General features: G+C 71.1%; 14 protein-coding genes. 10 read left to right on the top strand and 4 right to left on the bottom strand.

Features of this window, described 5'->3' with window-relative positions; all coding sequences use genetic code 11:
• The first annotated feature begins 239 nt into the window (after positions 1-239).
• The 6 genes from NI25_RS36830 to NI25_RS36805 all read left to right on the top strand — a co-directional run bounded on the left by NI25_RS36830 (position 240) and on the right by NI25_RS36805 (position 7590).
• Positions 240-1958: a class I mannose-6-phosphate isomerase gene (locus NI25_RS36830; RefSeq protein WP_078884819.1), complete on the top strand. Its 1719-nt coding sequence runs from the start codon at positions 240-242 to the stop codon at positions 1956-1958.
• Positions 1955-2890 carry an ROK family protein gene (locus NI25_RS36825; protein WP_061446635.1) on the top strand — a complete coding sequence of 312 codons (936 nt, stop codon included), beginning with the start codon at positions 1955-1957 and terminating at the stop codon, positions 2888-2890. Before NI25_RS36830 ends, NI25_RS36825 begins: the two co-directional genes overlap by 4 nt.
• A 44-nt stretch (positions 2891-2934) precedes the next feature.
• Positions 2935-3975, top strand: a complete 1041-nt coding sequence (locus NI25_RS36820; protein ID WP_061446634.1) for a LacI family DNA-binding transcriptional regulator — start codon at positions 2935-2937, stop codon at positions 3973-3975.
• 202 nt (positions 3976-4177) lie between these two features.
• Positions 4178-5518 (top strand): glycoside hydrolase family 125 protein, encoded by a 1341-nt coding sequence (locus NI25_RS36815; protein ID WP_061446633.1) that lies wholly within the window; start codon positions 4178-4180, stop codon positions 5516-5518.
• Positions 5519-5853: 335 nt separating this feature from the next.
• The gene (locus tag NI25_RS36810; protein WP_233520820.1) at positions 5854-7092 is read left to right on the top strand and encodes a PP2C family protein-serine/threonine phosphatase; all 1239 of its coding nucleotides are present in this window, start codon (positions 5854-5856) and stop codon (positions 7090-7092) included.
• Between the two features lie 108 nt (positions 7093-7200).
• Positions 7201-7590, top strand: coding sequence for a thiol-disulfide oxidoreductase DCC family protein (locus NI25_RS36805; protein ID WP_061446631.1), 390 nt, complete (start codon positions 7201-7203; stop codon positions 7588-7590).
• A 145-nt stretch (positions 7591-7735) separates the two neighbouring features.
• Here the strand turns inward: NI25_RS36805 and NI25_RS36800 are convergent, their stop codons facing one another.
• Positions 7736-8491: an SAM-dependent methyltransferase gene (locus NI25_RS36800; protein WP_233520819.1), complete on the bottom strand. Its 756-nt coding sequence runs from the start codon at positions 8489-8491 to the stop codon at positions 7736-7738.
• Positions 8492-8811: 320 nt separating this feature from the next.
• On the opposite strand from NI25_RS36800, the gene NI25_RS36795 reads away from it, so the two are divergent.
• Both NI25_RS36795 and NI25_RS36790 read left to right on the top strand, forming a co-directional pair.
• Entirely contained in the window at positions 8812-9579 is a 768-nt protein-coding gene (locus NI25_RS36795; protein ID WP_233520818.1) for a class I SAM-dependent methyltransferase, read from the top strand.
• Between the two features lie 435 nt (positions 9580-10014).
• Positions 10015-11208 (top strand): hypothetical protein, encoded by a 1194-nt coding sequence (locus tag NI25_RS36790; protein WP_233520817.1) that lies wholly within the window; start codon positions 10015-10017, stop codon positions 11206-11208.
• A gap of 226 nt (positions 11209-11434) precedes the next feature.
• Here the strand turns inward: NI25_RS36790 and NI25_RS36785 are convergent, their stop codons facing one another.
• On the bottom strand, positions 11435-11806 hold the full coding sequence (locus NI25_RS36785; RefSeq protein ID WP_233520816.1) for a hypothetical protein: 372 nt from the start codon (positions 11804-11806) through the stop codon (positions 11435-11437).
• Positions 11807-12099: 293 nt separating this feature from the next.
• Here NI25_RS36785 and NI25_RS36780 point away from each other — a divergent pair, with 293 nt between their 5' ends.
• Positions 12100-13236, top strand: coding sequence for a hypothetical protein (locus NI25_RS36780; protein ID WP_233520815.1), 1137 nt, complete (start codon positions 12100-12102; stop codon positions 13234-13236).
• 184 nt (positions 13237-13420) lie between these two features.
• Here the strand turns inward: NI25_RS36780 and NI25_RS36775 are convergent, their stop codons facing one another.
• Together NI25_RS36775 and NI25_RS36770 are read right to left on the bottom strand one after the other, a co-directional pair.
• Positions 13421-14059, bottom strand: a complete 639-nt coding sequence (locus NI25_RS36775; protein WP_061446627.1) for an HD domain-containing protein — start codon at positions 14057-14059, stop codon at positions 13421-13423.
• 128 nt (positions 14060-14187) lie between these two features.
• Entirely contained in the window at positions 14188-15177 is a 990-nt protein-coding gene (locus NI25_RS36770; protein ID WP_061447263.1) for a GlxA family transcriptional regulator, read from the bottom strand.
• Between the two features lie 514 nt (positions 15178-15691).
• Here NI25_RS36770 and NI25_RS36765 point away from each other — a divergent pair.
• Positions 15692-15907 carry a hypothetical protein gene (locus NI25_RS36765; RefSeq protein ID WP_061446626.1) on the top strand — a complete coding sequence of 72 codons (216 nt, stop codon included), beginning with the start codon at positions 15692-15694 and terminating at the stop codon, positions 15905-15907.
• The last annotated feature ends 4 nt before the right edge of the window (positions 15908-15911 follow it).

The following is a 15911-nucleotide window of genomic DNA, read 5'->3' as shown; positions in this document are numbered from 1 at the left end:
CCAGACGCCGGATCAACCCCGGAGCTGCCCTGGAGCGTGTGGCGTGAGGTTAACGACACCATTCGGGCGGTAGCAAGACCTCAAGGCGAAAAGAATCCGCACTCATCATGCATTGCAGAAAAAGCCCAGGTCAGAGAGATCAATAAGGCGAACAGAGTCAGCACTGCAACCATGGACACCTTCAGCCATGCGCTGTTATCGTTAACGCACCGCACCATGAAGCCGAGTAAGGAGCAGATGTGCCCGCGCCTCGTTCATACGACCCCCTCCCCAGCTACCCGCCGGTCACCGGAGAGGTGGCCGCCGGCTGGTCGGCCCTGGCCGCGGACCTGCCGCTCGGTGCGCTGGTCCTGGCGGTCGACGGCCCCGCGGCCCTCGACTGGCCCGCGCTGGCGGACGGCCTGTCCGGAGCCCTGCGCTCCGCGGGCCGCGACGTGGAGCTGCTCGATGTCCGCGACCACTACGCCACGGCGGCCGACGAACGGCTGACGGCCCGGCCCGTCCACTCCGGCGACCCCTTCTTCACGCCGCTCTCCCCCGCGCAGGTCGCGGACCTGTTCGACTCCGCCCCCCGGGCCGGGCGTCCGGCGCCGGACGGAGTGACCGTGGTGTACGGGCCCGGTGCTTCGCTGTGCGGTCCGGATGTGCTGTGGTACGCCGACCTGCCGAAGCGCTACGCCGAGGCGGCGGTGGCGAAGGGCGAGCTGCCGGTCGGCGTCAACCTGGGCCGGCGCGACGAGCCCGGTGACCTGGTTCGCCTGTTCTACACCGACTGGCCCGTGCTGGACCGCCACCGCGACGCGATCGCGGGGCGGATCGACCGTTGGATCGACGTGCAGGACGCCGGCCGCCCCGCGTCACTGGGCGGTCCCGCGCTGCGCGACACCCTCGCGCACCTGGCCCGGGGCCCGGTGCGCACCCGTCCCTACTTCAACTCCACCCCCTGGGGCGGGCAATGGGCGGCCAGTGAACTCGGCTTCACCCCTCGGGCAGGCAACACCGCCCTCGGCTACGAGCTGATCGCCCCCGAGGCGGGGGTCCTGGTCGGCGAGAAGGGCGGACCGCAGGTCGAGGTCCCCTTCCAGCTGCTGTGCGTGGAACACCCCGAGGACATGCTCGGTGAGGACGTGCACCGCAGGTTCGGCACCTCCTTCCCGATCCGTTTCGACTACCTCGACACGATGGGCGGCGGCAACCTGTCCCTGCACCTCCACCCGCAGGAGCGGTACATGCGCGAGGTGTTCGGCTGGCCGTACACCCAGCACGAGACGTACTACGTCACGGCCAGCGAGGAGGGCGCCCAGGTACTGCTCGGCCTCACCGACGAGGCGGACCCCGACACCATGCGCCGCCAGGTGAAGGACGCCATCGACCATGACACCCCGATGCCCGTGACGGACCACGTCCAGACCCACCCGGCGACCGTGGGGCAGCTGTTCATGATCCCGGCCGGCACACCGCACGCCTCGGGCGCGGGAAACCTGGTGCTCGAAGTGAGCGCGACCCCCTACCTGTACTCCCTCCGGTTCTACGACTGGCTCCGCAAGGACGCCGACGGCGCGTCCCGGCCCCTGCCCTACGAGCACGGCTTCGCCAACCTGGACACGACCCGGCGCGGCGGCGACGTCACCAAGGACCTGGTCCAGCGGCCGCGCACCGTGCGCGAGGGAGAGGGCTGGCGCGAAGAGGTCCTCGGCGCACTGCCCGAGATGTTCTACGCCGTGCACCGCCTCGTCGTCGAAGGAGGCGCCGTCCTCCACGACGACACCGCGGGCCGCTTCCACATCCTCAACGTCGCCGCGGGCGCGGGCGCCCTCGTCGAAACCCGCGACGGCCGCGTCCACTCCCTGGCTTTCGCCGAGACCATTACGATCCCCGCCGCCGTGGGCCCCTACCGCGTCCGCGCGCTCGGCGACGACGAGGTGCGGATCGTCAAGGCGCTGGTGGTCGAGCCGTGACCGTGTCCCCCGGGGGTCGGTCCCCGGCACCGGTACCGGTCCTCGACATCGGCGGTACGCATGTCACCGCCGCACTCGTGGACCCGGTCACGGGCCGCTCCCTGCCGTCCACCAGGATCCGCAGACCGCTGGACTCGCAGGCTCAAGCCGACGGCCTGCTCGACGCCATCGGGGCGGCCGCCCTGGCGCTGCCGACCGGGCACGGCCCGTGCTGGGGGGTGGCGATACCCGGCCCCTTCGACTACGCGACCGGCGTCGGCCGCTTCGCCGGCGTGGGGAAGTTCGAATCCCTGTCCGGCGTGGACGTCGGGGCCGGCCTGCGCGGGCGCCTGGCCGGACGCTCCGAGCGGCTGTGTTTCCTCAACGACGCAGACGCGTTCGCCATGGGCGAGTTCGGCTCCGGAGCCGCCGCGGGTCACGACCGCGTCGTCTGCCTGACGCTGGGCACGGGCGTGGGATCCTCCTTCCTGGCCGCCGGCCGTCCTGTCCACACCGGCGACCTGGTCCCGCCGAGCGGACACGTGCACCGGTTGACGGTGCGCGGGCGTCCGCTGGAGGACACGGTCTCGCGCCGCGGCATCCGCGCCCGCTACGCCCGGCTCTTGCCTTCGGCGGGTGATCGGCGTCCTCCGGACGTCCACGAGATAGCCGTGCGCGCGGTGAAGGGCGACGCCGCCGCGGCGGAGGTCTTCCGCTACGCTTTCGACGCACTCGGTCGCGCCCTGGCTCCCTGGATCGACCGCTTCGGCGCGACCGCTGTGGTCGTCGGTGGCTCCATGGCCCAGTCGTGGGACCTGGTCCGGCCTGCGCTCACCACCGGGCTGGTTGCCGCCGGCGGACCGGCCGTACCCGTCCTGCCGGCCCGGCAGCCGGAGGAGGCAGCCTTGATCGGGGCCGCCCGCTGGGCGCAGGGCGTGCCGGACGCCCTGTGAAGGCCAAGACGCCGGTGCAGGCAGACGGAGGAAGGAGCACGGGCATGACCGCTCGCCGGGGCAGCGGGCCGACGATGCACGATGTCGGCAAGCTGGCGCAGGTCAGCGCCATGACCGTGTCGCGTGTGCTCAAGAACGACCCCGGCGTGTCGGAAGCGACCCGCGAACGGGTCTTCGCGGCGGTCGACCGGCTGGGTTACCGCCGCAACCAGACCGCCCGCAGTCTCCGCCTCGGAGGCAGCGGGATGATCGGCCTCGTCGTCACCAATCTCGCCAACCCCTTCTACTCGCGCCTCGCGCTCGGCGTCCAGGAGGTCGCGACGGAATACGGCTTCCGCATGCTGCTCAGCAACTCCGCCGAACAGGCCGACCGGGAGCCCGACATCATCGACGGGCTCGTCGATCACCAGGTGGAAGGTCTCATCGTCGTCCCGGCGGGCAGTCGTCAGCAGCACCTGGCCGACGCCATGCGGCACGTTCCGGTCGTGCTCGCCGCCCGGCCGCCCGCCGGGCTCGACACCGACTGCGTCCTGGTCGAGGACTTCCACGGCGCGCGTGAGGCCACCGCCTGCCTCCTGGCCGACGGACACACCCGCATCGCCTTCCTCGGCAACCCGCCGGCGTTGTACACCGGTGCCGAACGCCTGCGCGGGTTCTGGGCGGCACACGAAGAAGTCGGCGTGGAGCCGGCCCACGCCCTCATCCGCCAGGGCCTGGTCGACTCCGCCACCGCGGAGCGGGCGACCCTCGAACTGCTCAAGGCGGCCGAACGCCCGACCGCGCTGTTCTGCACCAACAACCGCATCAGTCAAGGCGCGATCCGGGCCCTGTACAAGGCGGGCACCACCCTGCCCATCGCCGGTTTCGACGACTTCGACCTGTCCGACGTGCTCGGGCTGCCGCTGACCCTCGTCTCGTACGACGCCGACGAGATCGGCCGCCGGGCAGCACGTCTGCTGATCGACCGCCTCGAACACCGGGACGCGGCGCCGCCCGCCTCCCGGCGCGTCACCGTTGCCACCCGCGTGGTCCGCCACGGCGTGACCTCCGGAGACGAGCAGGGCCGGCCGGCCGCCGACGCCTGACGGCTCGTCGGGAAGCGTCCGCCGGATCGTTTTCCTCCGCCACGGTTGCCGCGCTGCAGGCCGCCCGCCATGGGACGGCCTGCCTTCGCCTCACCCCGTGCCGCACAGACGAGACGGCGCCCGCACGGGCCGTGCGCGGCCCCGACCACCCCGCCCGCCGAGGCGGGCACCGATGACCAGCCGACCGCCGAAAGGCCGACTCATGGGCTTTCCCACCAGTGTCAAGGACCATCCGACCCTCCGGCGGGCAGTCCGCCGGCTCGACGCCGACCTCGGCGACCCGCGCTTCGGCCGCACGCTGACGCGCTGCCTGGACGACACCCTGGCCCGCACGATCCGGCCGATGCCCGACGGCACCGCCTTCGTCGTGACCGGCGACATCCCCGCCATGTGGCTGCGCGACTCCTCCACGCAGATGATGCCGTACCTGGCACTCGCCCAGGACGACACGGCCCTGCAGGACCTCCTGCTCGCCGTGCTCCACCGGCAGTTCGACTGCATGGCCCGCGACCCCTATGCCAACGCCTTCAACGACGGGCCCTCCGGACGGGCCCACGATCCCGACGACCTGTGCCAGGACCCCTGGGTGTGGGAGCAGAAGTACGAAGTCGACTCCCTCGCCTTCCCCCTCCTGCTGGCCCACCGCTTCTGGACGGCGACCGGACGGACCGACCACGTCGCGCGGACGCTGCGGACCGCGCGCACCGTCATCACGGTGTGGCGTACGGAGCAGGACCACGAGCGTCTGTCCGCCTACCGCTTCCGTCGCCGGAACGGCCCGTCCAGCGACACGCTGCCGAACGCCGGACGAGGAACGCCGGTCGGCCGAACCGGCATGACCTGGAGCGGGTTCCGTCCCAGCGACGACGCGTGCCGCTACGGGTACAACGTCCCCGCGAACCTGTGTGCCGCCGCCGCTCTCGACGGCGTCGCCGAACTGTCCCGTCACGCCCACGCCGACGAACTCGCCGAGGACGCCGCCCAACTGGCGTCGGAACTCCGGACGGCCGCGGTCCGGCACGGCACCGTCCAGCACCCCGAGTTCGGGCCGGTCTACGCCTACGAGGTGGACGGCAACGGCAACGCGCTGCTCATGGACGACGCCAACATGCCCGGACTGCTGTCCCTGCCCCTCGTCGCGAACGTTCCCACCACGGACCCGGTGTACCTCGCCACACGGCGGTTCGTCCTCTCACCCGCGAACCCCACCTGGAGCCGGGGGACGGCGGCCGAAGGCATCGGCAGCCCGCACACACCGGATGACCACATCTGGCCGATCGCCATCGCCGTACGGGGTCTGACCAGTGACGTCAGAACCGAGCGCATCGACGCTCTCAGGACGCTGCTCGCGACCGACGCGGGTACGGGGCAGATGCACGAATCGTTCCACAAGGACGATCCCAGTCACTTCACCCGCCCCTGGTTCTCCTGGGCCAACGCGATGTACGCCGAACTCGCCCTGGACATCGCGGGACTCGGCACCCGCCCCTTGTGGACCACTCCCCCGTCCGCCTCGCGGGCTCCCCGGAGCCGGGTGTCGTAGGACCTCGCGACGGGCCTCGACGACGACGGGACGGTGTGCCGGCGGCCCGTCCGTGCGCCGTCGTCCGGGTGCGACGGGACCTGCGGTACCCGGGGCCCCGCCCGGCCCGGAGGTGCCGACCGGCTGCTCCCCGGGCTCCCCGGCGAATGACCGCTCCGGCACGTACCGTGGCCCGGATCTCCGACGCGAAGCGCCGTCGTGCCTCCGCTGGTCACACTACGGCCCCGCCCACGCGGAGGGCCGTGGTGCCGGTCGTCGTCCCGACCCTCACGCGTCCTCGTCTGCGATGCTGGGAGGGCGACCGGCGCACTCTGCGCGAGCGAGAGGTGGCGAGCATGAACGCGTCCGAACGCACGTCGAGAATGCTCACGGGGCTTCTCGGCGAGAGCCACCTGGTCGGCTTCGACCAGCTGCCCTCCCTGGTCACCCGCCATGCTGACCCGGCCGGAATCCGCGACGTGCGCCTCTACCTGGCCGATCTGCGCCAGGAGATCCTGCGGGAGGTCACCGGGCGCGGACTCGATGCGGCGGACGGCGGCGAGCTGTACTCGGTCGAAGGCACACTGCCGGGTCGCGTGTACGCCGGTCTCCGGCCCCAGCTGGTGGCCGACGGCGAGCGCTCCCGCTGGTGGGTGCCGGTGCTGGACGGCACCGAGCGGTTGGGTCTGCTGCGCGGGAGCCTCGACGACGGTGCCGACCTCGGGCAGTTCCAGACACTCGCGTCCCTGGTGGGCATGCTGATCGTCAGTAAGCAGCCGAGCAGCGACGCGGCCGCCCGGCTGTCGCGTACCCAGACGATGAACGTGGCGGCGGAATTGCAGTGGAACCTGATGCCTCCGCGCTCGTTCGCCAACAAGGACGTGGTGATCTCCGCCGCCATGGAGCCGGCGTACGAGATCGGCGGGGACGCCTTCGACTACGCCCTCGCCGGCGACCAGGTGCACCTGGGCATCTTCGACGCCATGGGGCACAACAGCCATGCCGGACTGGCCGCCAACCTGGTGGTGGCGGCCTGCCGGAACCAGCGCCGTCAGGGGGTCGATCTGGTCACGCTCGGTGAGCGAGTGGAGGACATTCTGCTCGATCACTTCAGTCACGAGACGTTCGTCACCGCCACGCTTGCCGACCTCGACGCCGCCACTGGTCTCCTGACCTGGATCAACCGAGGCCATCACCCGCCAGTGCTGATCCGCGCCGGGCGCTGGACCACCGTTCTGGACTGCCCGCCCGCCCATCCTCTGGGCGCCGGGCTCGGCATCACCGCCACCCTGTGCGAGGAACAGCTCGAACCGGGCGACCGGATCCTGCTCTACACCGACGGCATCACCGAGGCCCGCGACAAGCAGGGCACGGAGTTCGGTCTCCATCGGTTCACCGACTTCATCATCCGCCACCACGCCGACGGCTTCCCCGTCCCCGAAACACTGCGCCGTCTCATGCGGGCCGTCCTCGACCACCACGACGGGCGACTCGGCGACGACGCCACGGTCGTCTGCCTGGAATGGCACGGCCCCAGCCGCAATACCCGGCTCAGTGCGACGGCTCGGCCCGTCCCGCTGCGTACAGACCGCTGAGCCGAGGTGATCACAACGCTGCCCGCTCGCCGTGAGCCTCTTCGAGGGGGGAACCGTTCGATGGCTGCGTGCGAGTCCCGAAGAGCGCGAGTGGGGCACCATGAATACATGCGGACCGTGCCTGTGCTCGTCTTCGACGGAGACTGCGGTTTCTGCACCGCTGCGGTGCGATGGATCGAGAGGAAAGTTCGCCCGCACTGCGAAACCGTCGCCTGGCAGCAGGCCGATCTCGCGGGGCTCGGGGTCGCGCGAGAGCGGGCCCGGCACGAGGCCCTGTGGGTCACACCGGCGGGAACGATCCACGGCGGCTCCGGCGCCGTTGCGAAACTGCTGCTCAGCGCGGGCGGTGCGTGGACAATGCTCGGCGTGGTACTCATGGTGCCGCCCGTGTCGTGGGCCGCCCGCGGCGTGTACCGGCTGGTCGCGGACAATCGCTCGCGGCTCCCGGGGTCGACGGCCTCATGCTCCCGACGCGACCCGGGGACTCCCCGCCGATGACTCGGACGGGTGAGGGCCGGCACGGTCGCCGGCGGGCGACGTCCGCCGCGGGCCGCCACCGCGCCACTCGCTCACGTCTCCGGGACGACATCAGGCTCTCCTCTCCGATCACGACCGGAAAGAAGAACGTCGACACGGCGTGTGGTCAGGTTTTACGCGCGGTTACCAGGGCGAAGGAGAGGAATTCTCCCCGGTCTGTGGTGAGCATGTCGATAACGGGCTGGTTTGCCCTCTGGCGGTCGGGCTGGTACTCAGCGCCGGCCCGGGCCCACAGCAGCCAGTCCTGCCAGGCGTCCGGCTGCAGCCGCGCGGACGTGACCTTCACCAACTCGGTGATGTCCCAATGGAAGCGCCACCACTCCGCCGTATGCCAGGCGATCGCTTCCCAGCCGACCACTTCCTTGATGTGGGACGGGATCATCCCGAGTTCACGGATCTCCCGTGTCATGGCGGGAGTCGCCATACCCAACTGTCCCCCGGGCCTGAGGAAGCGCAGCAGGTAGGGCAGATACGTGTCCGCCGTACCGAAGTACTCGAAGGCGTCCACGCTGACGATCGCGTCGAAGCTCTGTTCCTCGAACGGCAGGGCGTGCGCCTCCGCTCGCACGGCCTCCACCTGGTCGCCGACACCCGCCCCGGCGAACACCTGAGCCGTCTGTCCGGGGTCGGTCCACAGGTCGGCCGCGACGACCTCAGCTCCGTACTCGCGGGCCAGGAACACCGACGTGGCACCCTTGCCGGAGCCGAGGTCGAGAACTCGCATGCCCGGGCGCAGGTCGAGATCGTGGGCGAGGTCTTCCAACAGCCACAGCGGGTTCGGACCCATGTCGAGGTCGAGCAACCAAGCGGGGTCATACTGCGAGGAGCGCGGATAGCGGTCCGGACGTACGAGATCGTTCACAGAGGTCACGAGCACGCACCCAATCCGATCATGCGCCCGGTCGCAACCCGTTTCGGCCTTGTCAACCCGCCGCACGAGCGGCCGAGGGCCTCGCCTGCCGCACCGCCTCCCCCGGGAACGGCCGCGGATGCTGGCCGAAGAGACACGACCTGGTCGGAGGGGGTGGGTGGTCGAATCGCCCGCGCGTTCTGGACTCCCAAGGGGAATCCCCGCACGTCGGGCGGGGGGCGGGTTCCAAACCTGTGGTGCGTCGAAGGGTTGGGGTGATTCTCTGGGACGAGCACGTGCGCCTGGGACGTCGTCGAGTTCGGTTGGGGTGTATGGCAGTGGCCGGTTACGGGACCCTCTCAGAGGTTTACGAGTGGCTGATTCCAGAAGGGAAGCTGACTCCCGCGGGCTCTGTCGCCGCGTTCGGCGACCTGGTCGAACGGCTTCCCCCGCAAGCGCGCGTGCTCGACTGCGCGTGTGGCACCGGGCAACTGGCGGTGGGTCTGGCTGCGCTCGGTCTGGACGTGACGGCGACGGACGCGAGCGCTGCGATGGTGCGCCGGACCCGTCGACTCGCGGAGCAACACGGTGTCCCGCTGCGCACGGCGCGCGTCAGCTGGGACCAGCTGTCCGACACTCTCGACGGGTCCCCGCCTTTCGATGTGGTCTTCTGCGTGGGCAACTCGCTCGCCCATGCCGAGGGTGCCTCTGCTCGGTTCGATGCGCTCACCGCCATGTCGCGGCTCTTGAGTCGCGACGGACGCCTCGTCCTCACATCCCGCACCTGGGAGCTCGTACGAGCGCGTGGATCTCGTCTGGACGTGGGGCAGCGACTCGTCCGGCGTCAAGGACGCGATGCGGTCGTCGTCTACAACTGGCAGATCGAGCAGCGCTGGGACGAAGAGCACCGACTGGAGATTGCTGTGGCGCAGGTGGCGTCGGACGGGTCGGTACTGACGCGTTCCGAGAGGCTGTCGTGCTGGCCGTTCCGGCAGGAGGAACTCGTCTCGCAGCTGCAAGCGGCCGGTCTTGAAGTGGAGTCCAACACCTTCGACCCGGACGCAGAGAACTACACGGTGGTCGCCGTGAAGAGGGCGTGACCGAAGCTGCCCCAAGACACAGGCCTCAGTTGAGAGAAGCGGCCAGGCCGAAGCTGATGGCGCCGGACCAGATGGTGCGGGGCACGACGAACCGCCAAGGCAGCCCCGAGCAGGGCCATGCGGGATCTCGTGTGCGGCTGCACGATCGCACCGCCCGCCTCATTTCGCCTGCGGGCTCCGTGCTTCTCGACGAAGCCGTCCACCGTGCGCGGCGCATCCGACTGGTCGGCTGGGCCCACCTCAGCGCCTCCCGTCTTGTCCGAGGGTTGTTCCCTCTGTTCGGCACAGTCCTCAGCGGGCCCTGACTGACAGGCCATCGGGGTACGGACGGGTCTCATGTCCGCCGGCCGTCCGCAGCACCCGACCGTAGTCACCCCGCCGGCTCGGCTGCTCGTCCGAGGGGGCGCTGTCGGTGGGTGCTGGCAGGCTGTACGCATGACGGACAGTGGGAGTGCCCGCATGAAGCGGATCCTGAGCGGGTTGCCGGCCGTGGCTCGGGAACTGCTGTCGGAGACGGACTGGGCTAGTCACCGGCACGCCTACGGCACCGGAGAGGACATACCCGTGTCCCTGTGTTCCCTTCTGGACGAGGATGCCGCGGTCCGGTCCGGGGCGTTGGCCGCGTTGGACACGGGCGTGCTGCACCAGGGCTCTCTGTACACGGTCACCGCGCCCGCGGCACTGTTCGTCGCCGCGATCCTCGACCATCCCCTGTGCCTCTCCGAGCACGAGGGACACTTCCCGTGGGACGAGGGGCCTCCGCGCAGCTTGCGGGCGGCCCTTCTCGACTGGCTGGGCCAGGTGGCCGAGTCGGCTGCCTACGGGGAGGACCCGGCGCGTGACCGAGCCAACTGGGAGTGGCAGCCCTGGCACGAGGACACGCGAGGCGAGCGCGACCCCGACGAGCTGGCCGCACTGCGAGCGTGCCGGGACATTCGTCCTGCCCTGTACGACGCCGTCGAGCCGTTCCTCTCCTCCTGCGACCCCCGGATCTGTGAGTCCGCGCTCGGCGCCGCGCTGCCGCTTCTCTCGGCCCCGGCCCTTGCCGAACGGGTACCGCGCGCCGCCGCGCTGCTGCGGGCGCGACTGGGCACCATGACGGGCCGGAGGGAGCGGGCCGCAGTGGCGCGGGCGCTGAGTCTTTGGGGAATGGACACCTCCGACCTGCTCGCCGACATCGACCCGGCCGTACGGGTCTGCGCCGCGCTCGGTCCCGTCCGAGTCGACCGCCCCCGCGCTCTCGCCGTGCTCCTCGACGCGCAGCGGGAGCCCCGAACGACGGACGGATGGTTCCCGGAGCCGCTGCGTGGGGTCGACGGGTGGTTCCGGTTCACCGTGCTGCGTTCCGCGCTGGATCTGGCGGCGTCGTTCGAGGAGGTGGCACCGGTGGCCATCGCCATGGTGGCCGCCGGCCACAGATCCGTCGTCGACCACGAGAGCGGGCCGATCCTGTTCAGGGCCTTCTCCCGCGGCTACGACCCGGCCCACTCGCTCACCTCCGCCCAGCGCGCGCTGCTGCGGGCGTTCGTGGACACCGACGAGGCGACGGGCAGCATCGGCGGCAATCGGTTGTGGTTCCGCGCGGCCGGGCTTCCGGAGAACCGGGAGGGCATCGCCGCGTTGCTGTGACGCCGCCCGCCACCACGCCCCGTCCCCGCACCCGTACCCGTCACGCTTTCCGCCTGACGCTCAGCAACGAAGTGGTCCGCCTGGGCCGCCTACGGTGCCCGGCACGACGGCCCAGACGTCGGGGGCAGTCCTGCGAAGCCCACGCGGAAACGCGGTGGAGACCGTTCCACCCCGGGCACTGCTGATCCTGAGTACAGCCCGGTCGCGAGGTGGTCCAGCCGAAAGGTCACACGGCGGGGGCGCCGCCGACGAAGGTGCGTTCCGGCGGTGACGCCACGAGTTCGACCACCGTGCCGGCGCGGAGATCATCACCGAGGACCCGTGTGATCGCGTCGGTGAGCGCGGCGCCGAGGCGTGTGGTCATCCGGTCGGCGTCGGGGCGGTCGAAGAGGCCGGTGCGGACGCCCAGGACCACCGAGGCGGCAGCGTCCACGGCTTTGCCTCCCCGTGCGTAACGGCCTGCGGGGACTCCGGCGAGGCGGATGCCGACGAGGTCGCGGGCCCATTCGCCGTAGACGTCGACGACAGCGTCGGTCAGGGCGGCGACGAGCATGGGCTCGTTCCCGGTCAGCTTGCTCTCTGGAAGGTGGACGGTCATATGCGGCATGGTGAACCCAGTTCCCTTTGGACCCAAAGGCTTTGTCTTCAAAGGTAACCGGAAGGAGTAATCCTCGTCCACGGAATCGGACGGCCCGTCGGCGGTATCGGCGGTGCGCTGCGGGACGCCCGGCCGCGACAGGTCGCTGACCATGAGGCTGACGGTCGTCGGGGCCACCACCCCCAGCCGAGCGGCCGACTCGTTGACGTTCAGGCAGGACACTCCGGCAGCATCTCGTTGGCTTCTCCTTCGCCCTACTGCGAAGATGCCCCTCGTTCCCGACCGGAGGGCATGTGTTCGTCTTCGTATGTGCGGGTTGCGGCGCCGAGTTGACCGCTCCGCTGTCCCGAGTCGCCCTGCCCGCTCACGCTCATCAGGTGTACGGGAACGGGGTCCAGCTCCCGGTGCTCATGGAGCCTGGCACGTTTGCCGTGGAGTCGGAGCCCTGGGGGCCGGCATGGCGCAGCCGGGAGAAGGGCGCCCCGGACGCCGAGGCCGTCCGCGGTGGCCACGCGTCGGCTGACGGGCTGCTGTCGGGCGACGTGACCGACTCGTTCGTCATCGCCCCCGGGGACACTCGCGGCACCGTGCTGATCCCGGAGAAGTGCAGCGGCTACTGCTGCGGCCTCGACGGAGCCGACGGCCCCAACATGGCCTGCGAGGTGTGCGGACTGCCGGTGGCAAGCAGGATCGACGACTGCTCGCTCTGGCAGGCGGTGTGGCTCGCCCCGGACGCCGTGCGCCCGCACGCCGTTGGCGATGCCACCCCCGCTCCGCTGTCCTGGGCGGACGTGACCGCCGCGGCGGTGGGCACACCTCCGTACGAGCCGATCGCCTCCTGGGGAGGACGGCGGCTCGGCCTGTACCACTGGTGGTCATGGAGCCCGCGGTGGGAAGCGGCAGCCGGCCGGGCGCTCGCCCACCTGCTCGCGGCCTCCGGAGGCCGGCCTGTGTCCGTCCCGCACGGTCTGACCGCTGAGATCTTCCAACGCGCCCTGGACGCATTGCCTTCCACGGACGGTCCGACCCTGCACGCCGCCCTGGCCGGTCCGGACCTGCCCGCTCCCGACACGGACGCGGACCTCCTCCTCGTACCGGAGCATCCACAGACAGGGGAGCCCTGGGCCCCGGCGGGAGGCACCTCGGCGTACCCGGTCCCGCTGCCGCTCGGTGTGTGGCTGTGGCTGGCCTTCCCCGAGCCTCACCTGCCCGCAGACCCTCCGCCGCAGGCCCTGCCCACCGAACTCCTCCGAGACGACCCGCCCTCGCCTCTCCCCGGTCGCCCGTTCCAGATCGACGCGGGCGTCTTCCGGCACACCCTGCAGCGACTGTCGGCCGCCTGTGATCGCAAGCCCGACCACGGCGGTGATCCGCGCGGGACGGCCCCCTTGCGGCCGCAGAGTCCAGGCGCGGAGTCGGCGCCGGCGTAGTATGCCGGCGCACCGGACACCCGTGGTCGCCGCCGGCAGCGCCACCACCACGCCGACCGTCAACTCCCACGGACCGGCCATCCGGCCACCGCCTCGAAGTCGCAGCGACCGGGCGGACACCGCCGGTACGTCACATGCACCTTGTCCTCGATGTCCGCTCGCCGCCGACTGCACCGATGCCGGCTCACTCCGGCCAGTCGGAATCGTTGATGACGTCCACGAAGTCGACGCGGCGGAAGCCGGGCACGAAGTGTGCGAGCACGTCCGCGTTCACCGTGCCGAACGTGGTGGCCGGACGGTGCCGGAACCCTTCCGTGAACGCCTGCAGGATCTGCCGCTTGAAGTCCGGACGGGGGTGGGCCGCGGTAACCTCGTCGATCTGGGCCCGGGTGAGGTTGCCCAGGTTCAGTCCGAGCACGTCCGTCTCCACGCCCGCGGTGGTGGCCGCGATCTCCGGCGCCAGCTTGTAGGGCACCTCGGGGGTGGTGTGCAGGGCGACGGCCGTCCAGACCGTCTGCGCATCGGACTCGGACAGCCCGTGGGCGAGCGCGAACGCCCGGGCCTGGTCGGCGCCGTCCATCTCGAAGCGCTGGTCGTCAGTGCGGTAGGGGTCGACCAGGCCGGTGTCGTGGAACAGCGCCGCCACGTAGAGCAGCTCGGGGTCGGGCCGCAGGCCCAGCGTCTCGGCCTGCAGGCTGCCGAAGAGGAACACCCTCCGGGAGTGGTGGAAGATCAGCGGCGGGGTGGTGCTGCGGATCAGATCCGTGGCCTCGCGGACGAGCGTGCTGTCCGGGACGACGACTCCGGCGATCTTTTCTCTCATGACGGTTCTCCTTGGCAGAGGTGGTCGGTGTCTCCACCTTCCGCCCGCGGGGCCCCGGCGTCCGCTACCGGATGGCCGACACCCCCTCGCAAACGGCCACACCCGCCGGGGGCGGTCGCGGCCGCGCCTCAGCGGGGTCTTTGCGGGGCGCGAGACCCGGCGCCGGTCGTGGTGAAGCGGCGCTGGTACTTCGTCGGGGAGATGCCCAGGTGCCGTGCGAACGCCCGCCGCAGGCTCTCGTAACTGGGGAAACCCGAACGCGCCGCCGCCTCCGTCGCGTTGTGCCCCGAGTCCAGCAGGGCCTTCGCCATGTCGAAACGGATCAGTTCCACGTACCGCATGGGCGTCGTGTCCAGCTCCGTGCGGAACATGCGGGTGAGGTGGCGGGGGCTGACGCGCACGCGCGCGGCGAGGGCCTCCAAGGTGTGATCGGCGGTGGGATCGGCCTGGACGGCGTCCTGGACCTGCCGCAGCACCGGTGTCTGCGGGGCCGGCCCCTGCAGGGACGCGGAGAACTGCGACTGCCCTCCCGCCCGCTGCATGTACACGACCAGCGACCGGGCGACGCTGCGGGCCAGGTCGGCGCCGTGGTCCTGCTCGACCAGAGCGAGGGCCAGGTCGATGCCCGCCGTCACCCCGGCCGAGGTGTAGAGGCAGCCGTCCCGGACGAAGAGCGCGTCGGGCTCGACGCGGGCCGTGGGGCAGCGACGGGCCAGCAGCTCGGTGTGCTGCCAGTGCGTCGTGGCCCGCTTGTCGTCGAGCAGGCCCGCCGCGCCGAGGATGAACGCGCCGGTGCAGATCGAGGCGACCCGGCCGGCCCGGAAGGCCAGGTTCCGCGCGGCGGCGGCGAGGTCCGGGGCGACGTGGCCCTGCGGGAGCCGGTCGCCCCCGACCACCAGCAGGGTGTCGAAGCCGGGGGCCGCAGTGACGTCGCTGTCGACGGGCACCCGGACGCCGATGGAGGAGGAGACCGGACCGCCGTCGACCGACACGATGGTCAGGCGGTAGCGGCCGCCGAACCGATTGGCCTCGCTGAAGACCTCGGCAGGTCCGGACAGATCGAGCATCTTCATGTCGTCGAACACGAGTACGCCGATGCTGTGCTCGCTCCGCTTCATCGTCATCACCCTCGGGCTCCCGGCTCCCCGGTGGAAGCACGTGCCGTACATTCTCCCCGCTCCGCAGGCGGCGGCTCGGACCGTCGGGGCCGTCCGCACACCGGCCGTCCCGTCGTACGGTGCGAAGACGCGCCGGCAGGTGCGGCAGGCCTCACAGACACCTCGCGGGCGAAGACCCGGCGCAGCAGGCTCATGGCTCGGGAAGCCCGCGAGGACGGCCGACTGCGTCGCGGCATGTCCCTGGTCGAGCAGCGGCTTCGCCGGATCGAGCCCGTCACCCATGCGGGAACGCAGAGGCGCAGACCGCCGTTTGCGCCCTGGACCATGGGAACAAGGCAATCGACCCCGTCACGGTCGCATGACTCCGCGTCGCCGGAGAACACGGGCACGGAGCTTGGGGTGCGGTGCTTGTGGCGGGCCGGGAACAAGTGACCCCTTTCGCCTGCCACTTGTGCAGGACGCACGACCGAGACGGAGCGCCGCACGGCCGGATCGTCGGGGATAGCCTGACGACATGACGGATGCGCCCGATCCCGACGCCGACCGCTACGCATACAGCCGCACCGCTCCGGCCCGCATCGCCCTGTCCGCGGAGCCGCGTGAACTCGCCGACCGCGCCACGGCGGGCGTTCCCGCGCCCCACGACATGTGGGCGCTCTCGCCGTTCAGCTCCGTACCGAAGCCCGGGAGTCCGGAGAAGGGACGTCATGACCGTACGAACGCCGCCTGACGGG

Origin of the sequence: Streptomyces sp. CCM_MD2014 (assembly GCF_000772045.1) — a bacterium.
Classification (GTDB): domain Bacteria; phylum Actinomycetota; class Actinomycetes; order Streptomycetales; family Streptomycetaceae; genus Streptomyces; species Streptomyces salinarius.
Note: the sequence above shows the minus strand (reverse complement) of the source record. Positions and strands in the feature narration are given on the sequence as shown.

Bases quoted from the DNA above. Each gene is read 5' to 3' on its own strand.
- NI25_RS36805 (WP_061446631.1), top strand. From the start codon at position 7,201: ATGCGGACCGTGCCTGTGCTCGTCTTCGACGGAGACTGCGGTTTCTGC.
- NI25_RS36790 (WP_233520817.1), top strand. From the start codon at position 10,015: ATGACGGACAGTGGGAGTGCCCGCATGAAGCGGATCCTGAGCGGGTTG.
- NI25_RS36810 (WP_233520820.1), top strand. From the start codon at position 5,854: ATGAACGCGTCCGAACGCACGTCGAGAATGCTCACGGGGCTTCTCGGC.
- NI25_RS36765 (WP_061446626.1), top strand. From the start codon at position 15,692: ATGACGGATGCGCCCGATCCCGACGCCGACCGCTACGCATACAGCCGC.
- NI25_RS36770 (WP_061447263.1), bottom strand. From the start codon at position 15,177: ATGAAGCGGAGCGAGCACAGCATCGGCGTACTCGTGTTCGACGACATG.
- NI25_RS36775 (WP_061446627.1), bottom strand. From the start codon at position 14,059: ATGAGAGAAAAGATCGCCGGAGTCGTCGTCCCGGACAGCACGCTCGTC.
- NI25_RS36815 (WP_061446633.1), top strand. From the start codon at position 4,178: ATGGGCTTTCCCACCAGTGTCAAGGACCATCCGACCCTCCGGCGGGCA.
- NI25_RS36785 (WP_233520816.1), bottom strand. From the start codon at position 11,806: ATGACCGTCCACCTTCCAGAGAGCAAGCTGACCGGGAACGAGCCCATG.
- NI25_RS36795 (WP_233520818.1), top strand. From the start codon at position 8,812: ATGGCAGTGGCCGGTTACGGGACCCTCTCAGAGGTTTACGAGTGGCTG.
- NI25_RS36820 (WP_061446634.1), top strand. From the start codon at position 2,935: ATGACCGCTCGCCGGGGCAGCGGGCCGACGATGCACGATGTCGGCAAG.